Origin of the sequence: Bradyrhizobium oligotrophicum S58, from assembly GCF_000344805.1 — a bacterium.
GTDB classification, from domain to species: Bacteria; Pseudomonadota; Alphaproteobacteria; order Rhizobiales; family Xanthobacteraceae; genus Bradyrhizobium; species Bradyrhizobium oligotrophicum.
The window spans coordinates 3914687-3929891 of record NC_020453.1 but is presented as its reverse complement, the minus strand read 5'-3'; the positions used below and the strand labels follow the sequence as shown (position 1 = coordinate 3929891).

The following is a 15205-nucleotide window of genomic DNA, read 5'->3' as shown; positions in this document are numbered from 1 at the left end:
TACGTCAGTCGGTCAGCATCGCGCCGACATCGGCTTCGGCGACGACCACGCCGTCGACCTTGGCGTCGCCGTGAAACCACCACATCGTCTTGCGCCGGCCGATCGAGCGCATGTGGTACTCGATGGTCTGGCCCGGCAGCACCGGCTTGCGGAACTTGCACTTGTCGATGGTGAGGAAATACACCGCGCGCGGCTTTTCCGTGCCCTCGACCGACTTGATGCCGATCACGCCCGCGGTCTGTGCCATGCCCTCGATCATCAGCACGCCCGGATAGACCGGCCGCTCCGGAAAGTGGCCCGCAAAGCAGGGCTCGCCGATCGAGACGTTCTTGACGCCGATGCCGCTATAGTCGGCCCGGATGTTCTTCACGCGGTCAATCAGCAGAAACGGATAACGGTGCGGCAGCGTCTTCAGGATCTCGTTGATGTCGATATCCGCAAACCTGATGGGTGACTCGTCCATCACTCCCGCCCTTCGTCCCTGTTCGTCGCCTGGGAATCACGCACCAGCCGTTCCACGGCGACGATCTCGCGGAACCACTGCTTGGTCGGCTTGGCGAAGAATCCGCCCCACCGGCCGTTCGGCGGAATGTCGTCCTTGACGCCGCTCATCGCGGTCACCTGAGCACCATCGCCGATCGTGAGGTGATTGTTGATACCGACTTTCGCTCCAAGCGCGACGTTGTCGCCGATCGTGAGGCTCCCTGCCAGCCCGATCTGGGCCGCCAGCAGGCAATGCCGTCCGATAGTGACATTGTGGCCGATCTGGACCTGATTGTCGATTTTGGTGCCCTCGCCGATCACCGTATCGCGCAGGCTACCGCGATCGATGGTCGTTCCGGCACCGACCTCGACATGGTTCTGGATCAGCACCCGCCCGGTCTGCGGCACCTTGAGATGGCCGCCGGGCCCGAAGAAGATGAAGCCGTAGCCGTCCTGGCCGATGCTGCAGGCGGGATGGATCAGCACGTCATTGCCGATCAGCGCGCATTGGATGACGGTGCGCGCGCCGACATTGCAGTCGCGGCCGATCTTGACGTGGGGCCCGATCACCGCGCCGGCGCCGATGACGGTGCCGGATCCGATTTCAACGTGGGCACCGATCACGGCGAGCGGCTCGACGATGACACCGTCCTCCAGCCGCGCCGTCTGATCGATGATCGCCTGCGGCGAGATGCCGTCGTCGCCGAACCAGGGTTGCGGACGGAGCGCGTCGGCGTGCATCTCGCGCGCCAGCTGCACGAAGGCGCGGAACGGCTGGTTCGCGCGGAGCACCGCGACATGCGCCGGCACCCGTGCTTCGAAGCGCGGACTGACGAGGCATGCGCCCGCCTTCGTCCGTTGCAGCTGATCGGCGTATTTCAGGTTGTCGAAGAACGCCAGATGCATCGGGCCGGCTTCGTCGAGCGAAGCCAATCCCTTGATGACCCTGTCACCCTGGGCGGTGTCGACGAGCACCGCGTTCGCCGCCGCCGCGATCGCCGACAGCGTCGTAGGAGGGGGGGATTGGAAAAACGTCGGCTGGGCCATTCCCTTGTACTTTCAGGAAGATTCGCACTTTCAGGAAGATGCACTCTCAGGACAAAACATCAGAGCCCGGCTCCAGTCTCCCGGAACCGAGCTCTCATCTCTTACACCGGCTGGGTTGGTCGACGCCAACCCGGATTCGATCGTCTCAGGCTCAGAACGAGGTGCCGCCGCCGAACCGGAACTCCTGGGTCCGGTCGAACGTGCCCTTGGTGAGCGGGATCGCATAGTCGAAGCGCAGCGGACCGAACGGCGACGCCCACACCAGACCCACACCCACCGAGCTGCGGACCTTGCTGCTATCGTCGAACTGCAGGCCGAGACAGGTGCCGGGGCTGGCCGGGGTAGTCGCGGTCGCGCGCGTCGGCCTGCTACAGTTCGCAGCGTTCGTCTCACCCGTCAGGGCCCATTGCGTCGGCCCCTGGTAGCCCGACAGGCCACCGGCGTCGGCATAGACAGCGCCCTTCAGACCCACTTCCTTGGGCAGGAACCAGAACGGCATCTGCAGTTCGAGCGAAGCGCCCCAGTACTTGGTGCCGCCCAGCGCGTCCTGGGTGCCGAACGGATTGATGTCACGCGGACCAATGCCGTTCGGAGCAAAACCGCGAACCAGGTTCGGACCCATCTGGAAGTGGTCCAGCATGCGCAGCTGGTTGTTGCCGATCTTGTTCAGGATACCGCCCTGGAGGTGGACGATGCTGACGATGTCCGACACCAGCGGGGTGAAGTACTTCGCGTCGAACGCGCTCTTCAGGTACGACACGTCGCCGCCAACACCCGCGAAGTCCTGCTTGAAGTCGATGAGCAGGCCGTCGGTCGGGTTCTTGTTGTTGTCGAGCGTGTTGTAGTTCAGCGTGTAGCCGAGCGCCGAGGTCAAGGTCGCACCGTTCGCCAGCTCCTGGCGGACCGGGAGCGAGGCCTCGCCATCGCTGAAGCACCCTAGACCACCGGTCGCCGCCGAGATCGCCTGAGCCGCACCATTGCCCGGGTTGGCGTTGATGAAGGCCGGCGTCGGGTTGAAGGGCAGCGGGCTGCCACCACCGCCGTTGTTACAGTTCGACAGCGTCTGCGGCAGCGTGATCTCCTGGCGGTAGATCGAGTAGCGCAGCTGCAAGGACAGGTCCTCGCGCAGCTGGAAGCCGAGGCGCGGGCTGAAGCCGAGCGTCTTGGTGCCGTAGGAGATGAAGTTGTTGGCGAGCTGCTGGCGCTGATAGAGGTCGAGGCCGAGCGCCACCCGATAGTCGAGCAGGTAGGGCTCGACGAAGGACAGCGAGTAGCCGCGGGCGAACTGGCCGTAGGTCACCGACGCCTTGGCGAACAGGCCGCGGCCGAGGAAGTTGCGCTCGGAGATCGAGACCTCGGCCAGCGCACCGTCGGTGGTCGAGTAGCCGCCGGAGATCGAGAAGTCGCCGGTCGACTTCTCTTCGAGATTGACGACCAGGACCACGCGGTCGCTCGAAGAGCCCGGCTCGGTCGTGATCTTCACGTCCTTGAAGAAGTCGAGGTTCTTGAGGCGGCGCTCGGCGCGATCCACCAGGGCGCGGTTGTAGGCATCGCCCTCGGAGATGTCGAACTCGCGGCGGATGACGTAGTCGCGGGTGCGGGTGTTGCCGCGGATGTTGATGCGCTCGATATAGGTGCGCGGGCCCTCGTCGACGGCGAACACCACCGAGACCGTGTGGGCCTCGAAGTTGCGGTCACCGCGCGGACGAACCACTGCGAACGCGTAGCCGCGCCGCGAGGCCTCGATCTGCATCTCCTCGACCGACTTCTCGATGTTCTCGACGTTGTAGAGCGAGCCGACGCTGACGCGGGAGTAATTGCGCAGCGAGTTGGCGTCGAGCGTCGCAATGGACGACTGGAAGTCGACCGTACCGACGCGGTACTGCTGGCCTTCCTCGATCTTGAAGGTGACGAGGAAGCCCTTGCGCTCCGGGTCATACTCGGTCAGCGCGGCCACCACCTGAACGTCGGCATAGCCATTCTTCAGATAGAAGCGGCGGATGAGGTCGCGATCAGCCTCGACGCGGTCCGGATCATAGACGTCGCCGGAACCGAGGAAGCTCAGCAGGTTGGTCTCGTGGGTCTTGATGACGTCCTTGAGGCGATAGGACGAGAAGGCATTGTTGCCGACGAACTCGATCGACTTCACGCCGGTCTTCGCGCCTTCCTGCACCGTGAAGATGAGGTCGACGCGGTTGTTCGGCTGCTCGATGAATTCCGGCGTGACGCGCACGTCGTAACGGCCGGAGCGGCGATAGATTTCGGCGATGCGCTGGGCATCGGACTGCACCATCGGCTTCGACAGCGTGCCGCGCGGCTTCGACTGCACCTCGGCCTGCAGCTGCTCGTCCTTGACCTTCTTGTTGCCCTCGAAGGCGACGCGGCCAATGACCGGATTCTCGACCACGGTCACGACCAGCCGTCCGCCCTGACGGTTGATCTTCACATCAGAGAACAGGCCGGTTTCGATCAGCGCCTTGAGACCGTCATCGATGCGGCCCGCGTCCAGGGTGCCGCCGGGACCCGGCTTGAAATATGAGCGGATGGTCTCCAGCTCGACTCGGCGATTGCCGACCACCTCGATCGAGTTGACCGTCTGAGCAGCAGCTGGCGACGTCACAACCACGCTCGCCAGTGGCAAAGCCACCGGAACGGCGAACATGATAAAGGCGGCCGCCAAGCCCCCCCGCACCCGCAATCCGAAGTTCATGCGCTAAGCGCCCTTATTCCGATGCCGGTTCCGTACCCCTACGAAGCCGACAGATTCCCATTTGTCGTTCGCTTGTAGCCAATTTGGACCCGACGGCAAACGCCGGATGTCTCGGAATTTTCAAATTCGTTTCAAAACGTTGCCTATCGGCCACGTCGTCAAAAAGCCGCGTTCAGGACCCGGCCAGATGAAGGATGTCGTTATAGGTCGCAAACACCATGAGCATCAAAACCAGGCCCAGCCCGATCCGGAATCCCATTTCCTGCGCCCGCTCCGACAATGGCCGGCCCCGGGCGGCTTCGACCCCGTAAAACAACAGATGTCCGCCATCGAGCAGCGGAACCGGGAACAGGTTCAGGAGCCCGATCGACACCGAAAGCGTCGCACAGAGCTGCACGACGAACTGGAAGCCGAGGCTCGCCGCCTGTCCGGAAAGTTGTGCGATTCGGATCGGACCGCCGACGTCCCCGGCGCTGCCCGCCCCCGCGAACAGCGAGGCGATGAACTTGAAGGTCGTGGCGATGATGAACCAGACCTGTTCGAAGCCTATCTTGATCGATTCGAGGAACCCGACCGGAACCGACCGTGATTCGTCCGGCTTGGCGTTGTACTGGATGCCCAGCACGCCGATCCGGTGGCTGTTGCCGAACAGGTCCTTGACCTCCTTCAGCGCCGGCGTCGCCTTCAGCGTGAGTTCCGCTCCATCCCGCTTGATCAGGAACGAGAGCTCGGAACCGGCGCTGACGGAGACGACACGCTGCATGTCGGCGAAGGTCTCGATCGCGCGGCCATCGATGGCCGCGATGACGTCGCCGTCCTTGAAACCGGCCGCCGCCGCGACGCTGTCCGGCTGCACCGCATCGACCCGGGGGGTCGTGTTCGGCTTGCCGAAATACAGCGCCATGCCGGCGAAGATGATGACCGCGAGGATGAAATTGGCGATCGGGCCGGCCGCGACGATCGCAGCGCGCTGACCGACGGTCTTGTGATGGAAGCTATCGGCGCGTTCCTCGGCCGTCATCTTGGCGAGCGCCTCGGCCGACGGGGTCGAGGCTTCGGATTCGTCGCCGAAGAACTTCACATAGCCGCCGAGCGGAACCGCGGAGATCTTCCAGCGGGTGTTGTGCCGGTCGTTGAAACCGATCAGTTCTGGGCCAAATCCGAGCGAAAACGTCAACACCTTCACGCCGGCCCAGCGCGCGATCAGGAAATGGCCGAGCTCGTGGAAGAACACGACGATCGTCAGCACGAACAGGAACGGGACGATGTAGCCGAGAAGGCCGTTGCTCAAGGTATTGAAGATATGGTGGAAAAATTCGGACATCGATGACCTTCCCGTGGGCCTGCCGGCCCATCCAACCGTCTAAGATGCTTTTGCGGCGATTTGAGGCAAGAGGCCCGCGGCCCTTTTTCGCGCGTCATGGTCAATGGCGATCGCGTCGTCCGCCGACGTGAGCGGTGCCAAATTACCTGAGCGCGTCCAGTTCTCGAGGGTTGCCTCGACCAGCCGGGCAATGGCGCCGAATCGGATCTGCCCGGCGATGAAGGCCGCCACCGCCACCTCGTTCGCGGCATTGAAGACCGTCGTCGCGCCATGGCCCGCGCGCAGCGAATCATAGGCCAGCCGCAAGCCGGGGAACCGCTCGAAATCCGGCGCGTCGAAAGTGAGTGTGCCGATCTTGGCCAGGTCCAACCGCGCGGACGGGCCCTTGATCCGCTCCGGCCAGCCCAGGCAATGGGCGATCGGGATGCGCATGTCGGGGGCCCCGAGCTGAGCCACGACCGACCGGTCCGAGAACTCGACCATGCCGTGGACGATCGACTGCGGATGCACCAGCACGTCGATCTCGTCAGGCGACAGCGCGAACAAATAGGAGGCCTCGATCACCTCGAGGCCCTTGTTCATCATCGAGGCCGAATCGATCGTGATCTTCTGGCCCATGCTCCAGTTCGGATGCTTGAGCGCCTGGGCCAGGGTCGCCTGCTCGATGTCGGCGGCGGCCCAGGTTCGAAATGGACCGCCGGAGGCGGTGATGATCACCCGCACCAGCTCCTCGCGATTGCCCGAGGACAACGCCTGGAACAGCGCATTGTGCTCCGAATCGGCCGGCAGGATGCAGGCGCCGGCCTGCGCGGCGCGCTCCATGAAGAAATCGCCGGCACAGACCAGGCATTCCTTGTTGGCGAGCGCCACCGTCGCACCGCGATCGACTGCGGCCAGCGCCGGCTTCAGGCCGGCCGCGCCGGATACGGCCGCCATGACCCAGTCGGCCGGACGCGCCGCCGCCTCGATGATGGCGCTCTCTCCGGCCCCGCATTCGATCCCGGTGCCGGCCAGCGCATCACGCAGCTGTTGCAGCCCGGCCGGATCCGCGACGGCCACGAATCGCGGGCTGAACTCGCGGGCGAGCTTGACCAGCCCTTCGATGTTGCTGTTGCCGGTCAGCGCCTCGACGCGGTAGCGCTCGGGCGCGCCGCGCAGCAGATCCATCGTCGAATCGCCGATCGAGCCGGTGGCGCCGAGCACGGTGATGCTGCGCACCTCCGCGAGACCTGCCTTGTTGTTCCGCAATGGCACTGCGCTCATGTTTTCACCAAAAATCTCGACCGGCGAGTGCGCCGGTCACCAAACCAGAAGACCGCGGCCGACACCATCGAGGCCGCCGCGCAGCAAACCCACGATCGCCGCGAACACGATCGCTGCGACATAGCCGTCCAGGCGATCCAACAGACCGCCATGGCCGGGAATGATGTGACTGGAGTCCTTGACGCCGAAGTGCCGCTTGACTGCCGACTCGGCGAGATCGCCGAGCTGGGAGACGACCGACAGCCCAGCCGCCAGCGCCAGCATTGCCAGCAGTCCGCCAGCGCCGCTCAGCGACCAGCCGGTTGCCGCGACGAGGCTGGCGGCGAAGCCGCCGATCGCGCCGGCCCAGGTTTTGTTCGGGCTGATCCGCGGCGCAAGCTTTGGCCCACCAATGCCGCGGCCGGCGACATAGCCACCGATGTCACTGGCCCACACGACCAGCAACGCCAGCACCAGCGCATGCCAGCCTTCGGACGCATCCAAACGTACCAGCACCGAAGCGAGCTCCGCAGCGGAGGCATAGACGAATCCGGCGACCACCCAGAGACGCCGTCCCGCGGCGAGACCTCCGACAACGAGAAGCCCGATCCCGAGCACGACGACGGCGAAGTCAACCAGGCCGAAGGCGCAGCAGATGCCGGCAACTGCGATGGCGACCGCCCCCGCCGTGCCGACGCTGACGGTGCGGACCTCGCCCACCACCATCAGCCATTCGAGATAGAGGCCGACTGCGACCACCGTGACCAATGCGGTCCAGAACATACCGCCGGCATAGGCCGCGCCGAGCGCCAGCGGCACCAGCACCAGCGCCGCCGCGATCCGCATCAGGAGATTGCTGGGCGCAGCTTTTTTGGGCTGCTCAGCGTCATTGCGCTGCGCAGCGTTGCTGGCGTCTCCCACGGCTGCGGTGTCCGGTTTGCTCACGAGGCGGTTTTCGCCACGAGGCCGCCGAAGCGGCGTTCACGCCGGCCGAACTCGGCGATCGCGCCCTCCAGCGCGGCCTTGTCGAAGTCGGGCCAATGGATCGGCACGAACACCAGCTCGCTATACGCCGCCTGCCACATCAGGAAGTTCGACAGCCGCTGCTCGCCGCTGGTGCGGATGATCAGATCGGGATCTGGGATGTCGGGCGCATCGAGGTGAGCGCCGATCGCATCGGCATCGATCGAGGCCGGATCCCGCCGTCCCTCGGCGACCTCGCGCGCGAGAATCTGTGCCGCGCGCGCAATCTCCTGGCGCGAGCCGTAGTTGAAGGCGACCACCAGCGTCAGCTTGGTGTTGGCCCGGGTCAGCTCCTCGGCTTCGCTCAGCAGCGCACAAATGTCGGGCTCGAGCCCGCCGCGCTCGCCGATCACCCGCACGCGCACGCCGTCGCGATGCAGGGTGGCGAGATCGTTGCGGATGAAGCGACGCAGCAGGCCGAACAGGTCGCCGATCTCGCTCGCCGGACGCGACCAGTTCTCGGACGAGAAAGAGAAGATGGTGAGATAGCGAATGCCGAGCTCGTCCGAGGCGCGAACTACGCGGCGCAGCGCCTCGACACCGCGGCGGTGCCCTTCCGCGCGCGGCAGACCGCGCGCCGCAGCCCAGCGGCCGTTGCCATCCATGATGATGGCAACATGGGCCGGCCCGTCGGACCGGTCCGGCGCCTCCGTCACCGGGGCCGCGGCATTGGACATGAAAAGCATCCTTCAGACGGTGAGGATTTCCTTTTCCTTCGCCGCCAGCAACTGATCGACCTCCGAGATCACACTATCGGTCGCCTTCTGGATGTCGGCGGCAAACCGCTCCTGATCGTCCTCGGAGATCTCGTGATTCTTTTCGAGCTTCTTCACCGCGTCGAGACCGTCGCGGCGGACATGGCGGACGGCAACGCGCGCAGCTTCCGCATATTTGTGCGCAACCTTGACCAGCTCCTTGCGGCGCTCCTGGTTGAGCTCGGGAATCCGAAGCCGGATGACCTGCCCTTCGGTCGCCGGCGACAGGCCGAGATTGGAATCGACGATCGCCTTCTCGACCGCCTTCACCATCGTGCGGTCCCACACCTGCACCGACAGCAGACGCGGCTCGGGCACGGAGACGGTGGCGACCTGGTTGAGCGGCATGTGCGAGCCATAGGCTTCGACCTGGACCGGCTCCACCATCGACGCCGAAGCCCGGCCGGTGCGCAGGCCGCCGAGCTCGTGCTTCAGCGCCTGGGTCGCGCCCTGCATGCGGCGCTTCAACTCGTTGAGGTCGAAATTGCCCGTGGTCATCACGCTTTCCTTTCTGCAACCCCGGGACACCGCGGCCGGCTTTGCCGGGCCTTGGAAGGCCGGCGGCCGGACTCGACGATCCCCGGGCGAATTCCTGTCTCGCTTACGCTTCTACCGCAGGCTCGAGACCGGTCCAACACCGGCCACCGACGATACCGCGGCTCACCCGGCGACGATGGTGCCGCGCCCTTCGCCCTGCAATATCGCTCCGATCGAACCCGGTTCGGCAATCGAGAAAACAATGATAGGCAGCGACGTTTCCCGGGCAAGGGCGAATGCGGTCGCATCCATGACCTTGTAGCCGCCTTCGATGGCCTGCGAATGCGTCAGCCGGTCGAAGCGCTTGGCGGCCGGATCCTTCTTGGGATCGGCGCTGTAGACGCCGTCGACGTTCGTGGCCTTCAGCACGGCCTGGGCGCCGATTTCGGCCGCCCGCAAGACCGCCGTGGTATCGGTCGTGAAATAAGGATTGCCGGTGCCGCCGCCGAGCACCACGATGCGCCCCTTGGCGAGCGACTTGTGCGCCGCAGCGCGCGTGAACAGCTTGCAGACCTCCGGCATCACGAACGCCGAGAGCGCCTGCGCCGGAGTGCCCTTGCGCTGGATTGCGGCTTCGAGGGCCAGGCAGTTCATCACGGTGGCGAGCATGCCCATGGTGTCGCCGGTCGAACGCGACACACCCTGCGACGACACGTCGACGCCGCGCACCATGTTGCCGCCGCCAACCACGACGGCGACTTCGACACCAAGCTTCTGGACTGCGATGAGATCGTCGGCGATGCGGTCGACCGTCGGCTGGTCGATGCCGAACGAATGAGGACCAGCGAGATACTCGCCGGACAGCTTGATCACGACGCGACGATAGACCGGCTCAGCCATGTGCCAATGTGTCCCTGTCCCGCGCGTTGAGATCCGGCGCACGCATGATGCGCCGGATCGAACTGCATTCAGTCGTTACTTCTTGCCGCTCGCAGCGGCGACTTCGGCGGCGAAGTCGGTCTCTTCCTTCTCGATGCCCTCACCGAGGGCATAGCGGACGAAACCGGCGACCTTGATCGCTCCGCCGACCTTGCCTTCGGCTTCCTTCAGCGCCTGCGCGACCGACTTGCCGCTGTCATGGATGAAGGCCTGCTCGAGCAGGGTGACTTCCTTGTAGTAGGTCTTCAGGCCGGACTCGACGATCTTCTCGATCACGTTTTCCGGCTTGCCCTGCTGACGATACTTGTCGGCGAGCACGTCCTTCTCGCGCTTGACGAGTTCCGGATCGAGACCAGCCGCATCGATCGCCTGCGGGTTGGCAGCTGCGACATGCATTGCGAGCTGCCGGCCGAGCACGGCGAGCTCGTCGGTCTTGCCGGGCGATTCAAGCGCGACGATGACGCCGAGCTTGCCCGCGCCCTCGATGACGGCGCCATGGACGTAGCTCGACACGACGCCTTCGCTCACTTCGAGCGCAGCGGCGCGGCGCAGCGTCTGGTTCTCACCGATGGTCGCGATCGAATCGGCAATCGCGGCCTCGACCGTGATGCTGCCGACCTTGGCGGCCTTGATCTTCTCCACGTCGGCGCCGACGTCGAGCGCGACCTGGGCGATCATCTTGACCAGTCCCTGGAAGTGCTCGTTGCGCGCGACGAAGTCGGTCTCGGAGTTGACCTCGACGACCACGCCCTTCTTGCCCGAGGTCAGCGCGCCGATCAGGCCCTCGGCTGCGACACGGCCGGCCTTCTTGGCGGCCTTGGACAGGCCCTTCTTGCGCAGCCAATCCTGCGCGGCCTGCATGTCGCCGCCATTCTCGGTGAGCGCGGCCTTGCAATCCATCATGCCCGCGCCGGTCGACTCGCGCAGGTCCTTCACCATCGCTGCGGTGATATTAGCCATCGTTGAACGTCCTTTTGCCTGTCCAAAGCGCGACGCAGCGGATGGCTCGTCGCCGTCCGCTGCCAGGAACTACCTATCTTAGTCGCGATGGCCGGCGTGCGACGCCGGCCAGATTCTGTCGTGTCGTCTTACGCGTCGGCGAGCGACTTGGCCTGGGCGACCCAGGCATCGGCCCGGCTCGGCAGACCGACTTCTTCGCCGATCTGGTGCGCGGTGTCGTGGTTGAGCTCGGCGAGCTGCCAGTAGTGGAAGACGCCGAGGTCGTTGAGCTTCTTCTCGATCGCCCCCGACACGCCGGTGAGCTTCTTGAGATCGTCGGCGGTACCGCGCGGTCCCGGCAACCCCTGGAACTTCGAAGCGGACGCGGCCGGAAGGTCTTCCTCGAGCGGAGCCGCGGAGGCGCCGACATCGATTCCGAGCTCGCCCTGGGCGCGCGAGATGCCGTCAATGGCAGCGCGTGCGATCAGGTCGCAATACAGCGAAATGGCGCGACCGGCGTCGTCATTGCCCGGCACGACATAGGTGATGCCCTTCGGATCGCAATTGGTGTCGACGATCGCGGCGACCGGGATGTTGAGGCGCTGGGCCTCCTGGATCGCGATGTCTTCCTTGTTGGTGTCGATCACGAAGATCAAGTCGGGCAGACCGCCCATGTCCTTGATGCCGCCGAGCGAGCGGTCGAGCTTGTCGCGCTCGCGCTGCAGGGTCAGCCGCTCCTTCTTGGTGTAGGAGTTGGCTTCACCCGAGGACAGCACTTCGTCGAGATGACGCAGGCGCTTGATCGACGCCGAGATCGTCTTCCAGTTGGTCAGCGTGCCGCCGAGCCAGCGCGAATTGACGAAATACTGCGCGCAACGCTTCGCAGCGTCAGCCACGTTGTCCTGGGCCTGGCGCTTGGTGCCGACGAACAGGATGCGGCCGCCCTTGGCGACGGTGTCGCTGACGGCCTGCAGCGCCGTGTGCAGCAGCGGCACGGTCTGAGCGAGGTCGATGATGTGAATGTTGTTGCGGGCTCCGAAAATGAAATCGGCCATTTTCGGGTTCCAGCGGTGAGACTGGTGACCAAAGTGCACGCCAGCTTCAAGCAGCTGGCGCATAGTGAAATCGGGCAGCGCCATTGGATATTCTCCGGTTGATTCCTCCGGAAACGCGTGAGCAAAAACGGGCCGTTATGGCCCGGCTTGCCACCGGACGCCCTCTAGGAGAGCCAAGTTTCCGTGTGAGATGGCGCGGTATATAGCCGGATTTTGGCGCAACGCAAGGAAAATGGGGCCTATTCGGCCTGGAGAAGCTCGGCCATCACCGCCCTGGCCTGACTGTCCTAGAGCGGAACGAAGTCGACCGGCCCCTTGTTGTCGGCCCCCGACGAGGCCGCGGCCATCACGCCCATACCCACAAGACCGAACGCCATGCCCCCGCCCTGCATGGCCCTGGACCGATCGCTGGGCCTGATCGAGAAGAAATAGGTTCGACCAGGTTCGGTATTGAAATCGAGGTAGGATTCGCCCGGAAACAGGAGCTGGGTGGCGACCACGTGGTGGGGACCGGCCGGGCGGTCGACATAGGCATAGGTGCCGGGCAACAGGCGGTTCAAGGCGATACCGTCCACCTTGGGGTCGCAACTGGTTCGGTCCAGCCAAGAGTCCTTCAGGCTCATGATAACGATTCGGGAGTGGCCAGGCCGCGGCGCCCCGATCTTCTGCGACACGACCGCAAATTCAGTGCCTTCTTTTCCCGTGAGGCACCCCGATACCAAGAATGCTGCGCCCAGCCCTAGAAGCGCCCGCCTGTTCATCATCACACCCCCCGTAAAATCCCGGGGTCGAGGCTATGACGGGAACTCGGAACCTTTCAACCTCTGACGGCAAAGAGAGTGGAACTGTGCTCAGCGCTCCACACTGGCCGGTTTCAGCTCGGCGCGATCGGCATCGAGCTGGGCCTTCAGCCCGGTGATGTCCTCGATGAATGCCTGCTCGTCCCGCAGCGGGACCACGCGCAATGACGGCGGCATCAGCACATGGCTGATATTCGGGCGGCCGGAATTCGCGAACGCTTCCGATCGCTGCAAGGTCTGGACGGCGATGGCGACGACGAGCAGGACGGCGACGACGATGCCCTTGGCGACCATGTGGGTGCGCCCGACCGCGCGCAGATGCAGAAAGCAGATCAACGCGAGGACGATCCAGGAAACGGCGTAGCCGTAGGTGAAGACCGCGGTCCAGTTCAGCGCGAACGAGGCGACCTGCGCGAACTCGCTATAGATCCAGAACACCACCAGCCCGGCCTCTGCGATCAGCAGATGCCGCAGAAAATGCGATCGTCCGGAAAACAGCCGGGCCAGCAGCGCCCAGACGCCCACCCACGCGACGACGACACCGATCATGGTGATGGTCGGCACGAGATAGTCGGACAGATGCGCCTCGGAGGTCTGCGCAAACCAGACCAGGATCGCGTTCATGGCCAGCAGAGCGGCGCCGAGCACGATCGCGGCGACGATGGGGAGCGCGCCGCGTTCCGATCCCGCGAGCCGCTCCGGCTCGACGGCATGACCGGCGTCGCGGACACGAAGCAGCGTCTGTCCGATCCGGATCGGCTGTGCGCCGTCGAGAACGAGCTGCGGCTTCCGGCTCTTGCTCCGATCGAGAAAGAGGCCGTTGGCGCTGCCGAGATCCTCGGCGACGAGGCGTCCCTCGCCGTCACGGAAGATGCGGACGTGGCGCGCGGCGACATAGGGATCGTCGAGCACGACGTGGTTGTCGTAGCCGCGGCCGATGCTGATCTCGGCCGCATCGACGCGGAAGCGGCCGGTCACGTCGCGATGCTTGGAGAGGATCTCGATCCAGATCATCGGGCGACCTGCAGCCGTTCGAGGAAGCTCTTGCCGAGGCGCAACGCGTCATCATAAGCGATCGCCTGCAGGTTCAACCGCGAGACGAGCGCCTCGTCGGCATGGTCCTGCGTGACCGCAACCAGCACGACGTCATAGAGGCCGTCGAACTCGCGGTAGCCTTGCGCGCACCACATGACCCGCAGCGGCGGATGATCGGCCGTCGGCGCAAGGCCGACGAAATCCTCATGACAGTGCTGCGGCGTGTACCATTTGCGGAACGAGCCGCCCATGGTGAGCCGCGGCTGTGCGAGCTGGGTCAGCACGGTCGCGAACTGAAATTGATTGAGGTCGATCGACTTCGCGTAGGAATGATTGACCTCGACCGTCCCCGTGTTCAGGTCGGAGGCGACATACACGCCCGCCTCGGCCTTGCAGCTCGTCGAGTTGATGCTGGCGCGCGGCTTCGGCGATGCGCTGGCGTTGGTGCTGGCCCAGCATTCGAACCACGCCGCACGCGTTTCCGGCGCCTGATACGACCCGAACACGCGGTCGCGAAATCCCTCGTCCCCGAGGGATTTGTAGAGCGCGCCGCGCCAGCTGGTGAGCTGCGCGATGACGTCCTTGCGCAGATCTGCGGGCGCAGGCTTGGCATCCTGCCCGCGGGCCAAAAGCGCGGCAGCGAAGCGCGCCGGCACCAGGAAGCTGATCAGCTGGCCGCCGCGCCGGGTGGCGACGTTGACCCCGACCACCTGCCCTTGCGTATTGACCGCCGGTCCGCCGCTCATGCCGGGGTTGAGCGCGCCGGTGAAATGGATGTGGTCGTTGTAGCTGTGCTCGACGAGGCCGTTATACGTGCCCTCGATGATCGTGAAGCCGAGATCGAGCGGGTTGCCGAGCGAATAGAGCCGCTCGCCCTTCGGCAGGCTGCCGTCGAGCGCGGTCTTGTCGAAACCGAAGAACGGCGCGTTCTGCTTCTCGACGCGAACGAGCGCGAGATCGTTGGGCAGGTCGACGGCGAGCAGCGTCACGCCGCCTTGGGTGCCGTCGGCCCCGGTATATTCGAGCCGGTAGGTCTTGGGCTCGAGCGCGGCATCGGAGACCACGTGATAGTTCGTGATCGCCAGACCGTCAGCAGAAACCAGAAAGCCCGAACCGGTCGAGGTCTGGCGGCCGGCATCGGCAACCAGGGTACGGATCTGAAGCAGGCGCGGCGGCGCCGATGCATAGACGGTCTCGGCGCCCGGCAGCGCCTGTGCACCAGCCTGCGACGGGTAGCCTGTCATGACGGCACTGCAAAGGGCGGCCATGATTGCGCTTCGCCACAACAGCGCGCGCACGGGTCCAACCAACGCTGATATCACTGATGCCCTCGCAACACGTCGTCGGCTGCCGACGTCCTGCGCCCACGATCGACC

General features: G+C 64.9%; 14 protein-coding genes. All 14 read right to left on the bottom strand.

Annotation, left to right across the window (positions count from 1 at the left end; all coding sequences use genetic code 11):
* Positions 1-4: 4 nt before the first annotated feature.
* Positions 5-463, bottom strand: a complete 459-nt coding sequence (fabZ, locus tag S58_RS16960) for a 3-hydroxyacyl-ACP dehydratase FabZ (RefSeq protein WP_015666567.1) — start codon at positions 461-463, stop codon at positions 5-7.
* On the bottom strand, positions 463-1530 hold the full coding sequence (gene lpxD / locus S58_RS16955; RefSeq protein WP_015666566.1) for a UDP-3-O-(3-hydroxymyristoyl)glucosamine N-acyltransferase: 1068 nt from the start codon (positions 1528-1530) through the stop codon (positions 463-465). Before lpxD ends, fabZ begins: the two co-directional genes overlap by 1 nt.
* Before the next feature lie 151 nt (positions 1531-1681).
* Positions 1682-4240 carry an outer membrane protein assembly factor BamA gene (gene bamA / locus S58_RS16950; RefSeq protein WP_015666565.1) on the bottom strand — a complete coding sequence of 853 codons (2559 nt, stop codon included), beginning with the start codon at positions 4238-4240 and terminating at the stop codon, positions 1682-1684.
* Between the two features lie 172 nt (positions 4241-4412).
* Positions 4413-5564: an RIP metalloprotease RseP gene (gene rseP, locus S58_RS16945; protein WP_015666564.1), complete on the bottom strand. Its 1152-nt coding sequence runs from the start codon at positions 5562-5564 to the stop codon at positions 4413-4415.
* 39 nt (positions 5565-5603) lie between these two features.
* Positions 5604-6827, bottom strand: a complete 1224-nt coding sequence (dxr, locus tag S58_RS16940; RefSeq protein ID WP_015666563.1) for a 1-deoxy-D-xylulose-5-phosphate reductoisomerase — start codon at positions 6825-6827, stop codon at positions 5604-5606.
* Between the two features lie 36 nt (positions 6828-6863).
* Complete coding sequence (locus S58_RS16935) at positions 6864-7751, bottom strand: phosphatidate cytidylyltransferase (RefSeq protein ID WP_042339682.1); 888 nt, start codon at positions 7749-7751, stop codon at positions 6864-6866.
* Positions 7748-8506 carry an isoprenyl transferase gene (locus S58_RS16930; protein ID WP_015666561.1) on the bottom strand — a complete coding sequence of 253 codons (759 nt, stop codon included), beginning with the start codon at positions 8504-8506 and terminating at the stop codon, positions 7748-7750. The genes S58_RS16935 and S58_RS16930 overlap by 4 nt, the downstream gene beginning before the upstream one ends.
* Before the next feature lie 12 nt (positions 8507-8518).
* A complete protein-coding gene (gene frr / locus S58_RS16925; protein ID WP_015666560.1) occupies positions 8519-9082 on the bottom strand; it encodes a ribosome recycling factor in 564 nt (187 codons plus the stop codon).
* 162 nt (positions 9083-9244) lie between these two features.
* A complete protein-coding gene (gene pyrH, locus S58_RS16920) occupies positions 9245-9961 on the bottom strand; it encodes a UMP kinase (protein ID WP_015666559.1) in 717 nt (238 codons plus the stop codon).
* A 75-nt stretch (positions 9962-10036) separates the two neighbouring features.
* A complete protein-coding gene (tsf, locus tag S58_RS16915) occupies positions 10037-10960 on the bottom strand; it encodes a translation elongation factor Ts (protein ID WP_015666558.1) in 924 nt (307 codons plus the stop codon).
* 128 nt (positions 10961-11088) lie between these two features.
* Positions 11089-12078 carry a 30S ribosomal protein S2 gene (locus S58_RS16910; RefSeq protein ID WP_015666557.1) on the bottom strand — a complete coding sequence of 330 codons (990 nt, stop codon included), beginning with the start codon at positions 12076-12078 and terminating at the stop codon, positions 11089-11091.
* A 203-nt stretch (positions 12079-12281) separates the two neighbouring features.
* Positions 12282-12554, bottom strand: coding sequence for a DUF2846 domain-containing protein (locus S58_RS16905; RefSeq protein ID WP_244440779.1), 273 nt, complete (start codon positions 12552-12554; stop codon positions 12282-12284).
* A gap of 291 nt (positions 12555-12845) precedes the next feature.
* Complete coding sequence (locus S58_RS16900; RefSeq protein WP_015666555.1) at positions 12846-13808, bottom strand: FHA domain-containing protein; 963 nt, start codon at positions 13806-13808, stop codon at positions 12846-12848.
* Complete coding sequence (locus S58_RS16895) at positions 13805-15151, bottom strand: S1 family peptidase (RefSeq protein WP_042339679.1); 1347 nt, start codon at positions 15149-15151, stop codon at positions 13805-13807. Before S58_RS16895 ends, S58_RS16900 begins: the two co-directional genes overlap by 4 nt.
* Positions 15152-15205 lie beyond the last annotated feature (54 nt).

Coding starts and splice junctions, on each gene's coding strand:
- fabZ (WP_015666567.1), bottom strand. CDS start 463: ATGGACGAGTCACCCATCAGGTTTGCGGATATCGACATCAACGAGATC.
- lpxD (WP_015666566.1), bottom strand. CDS start 1,530: ATGGCCCAGCCGACGTTTTTCCAATCCCCCCCTCCTACGACGCTGTCG.
- bamA (WP_015666565.1), bottom strand. CDS start 4,240: ATGAACTTCGGATTGCGGGTGCGGGGGGGCTTGGCGGCCGCCTTTATC.
- rseP (WP_015666564.1), bottom strand. CDS start 5,564: ATGTCCGAATTTTTCCACCATATCTTCAATACCTTGAGCAACGGCCTT.
- dxr (WP_015666563.1), bottom strand. CDS start 6,827: ATGAGCGCAGTGCCATTGCGGAACAACAAGGCAGGTCTCGCGGAGGTG.
- S58_RS16930 (WP_015666561.1), bottom strand. CDS start 8,506: ATGTCCAATGCCGCGGCCCCGGTGACGGAGGCGCCGGACCGGTCCGAC.
- frr (WP_015666560.1), bottom strand. CDS start 9,082: ATGACCACGGGCAATTTCGACCTCAACGAGTTGAAGCGCCGCATGCAG.
- pyrH (WP_015666559.1), bottom strand. CDS start 9,961: ATGGCTGAGCCGGTCTATCGTCGCGTCGTGATCAAGCTGTCCGGCGAG.
- tsf (WP_015666558.1), bottom strand. CDS start 10,960: ATGGCTAATATCACCGCAGCGATGGTGAAGGACCTGCGCGAGTCGACC.
- S58_RS16910 (WP_015666557.1), bottom strand. CDS start 12,078: ATGGCGCTGCCCGATTTCACTATGCGCCAGCTGCTTGAAGCTGGCGTG.
- S58_RS16900 (WP_015666555.1), bottom strand. CDS start 13,808: ATGATCTGGATCGAGATCCTCTCCAAGCATCGCGACGTGACCGGCCGC.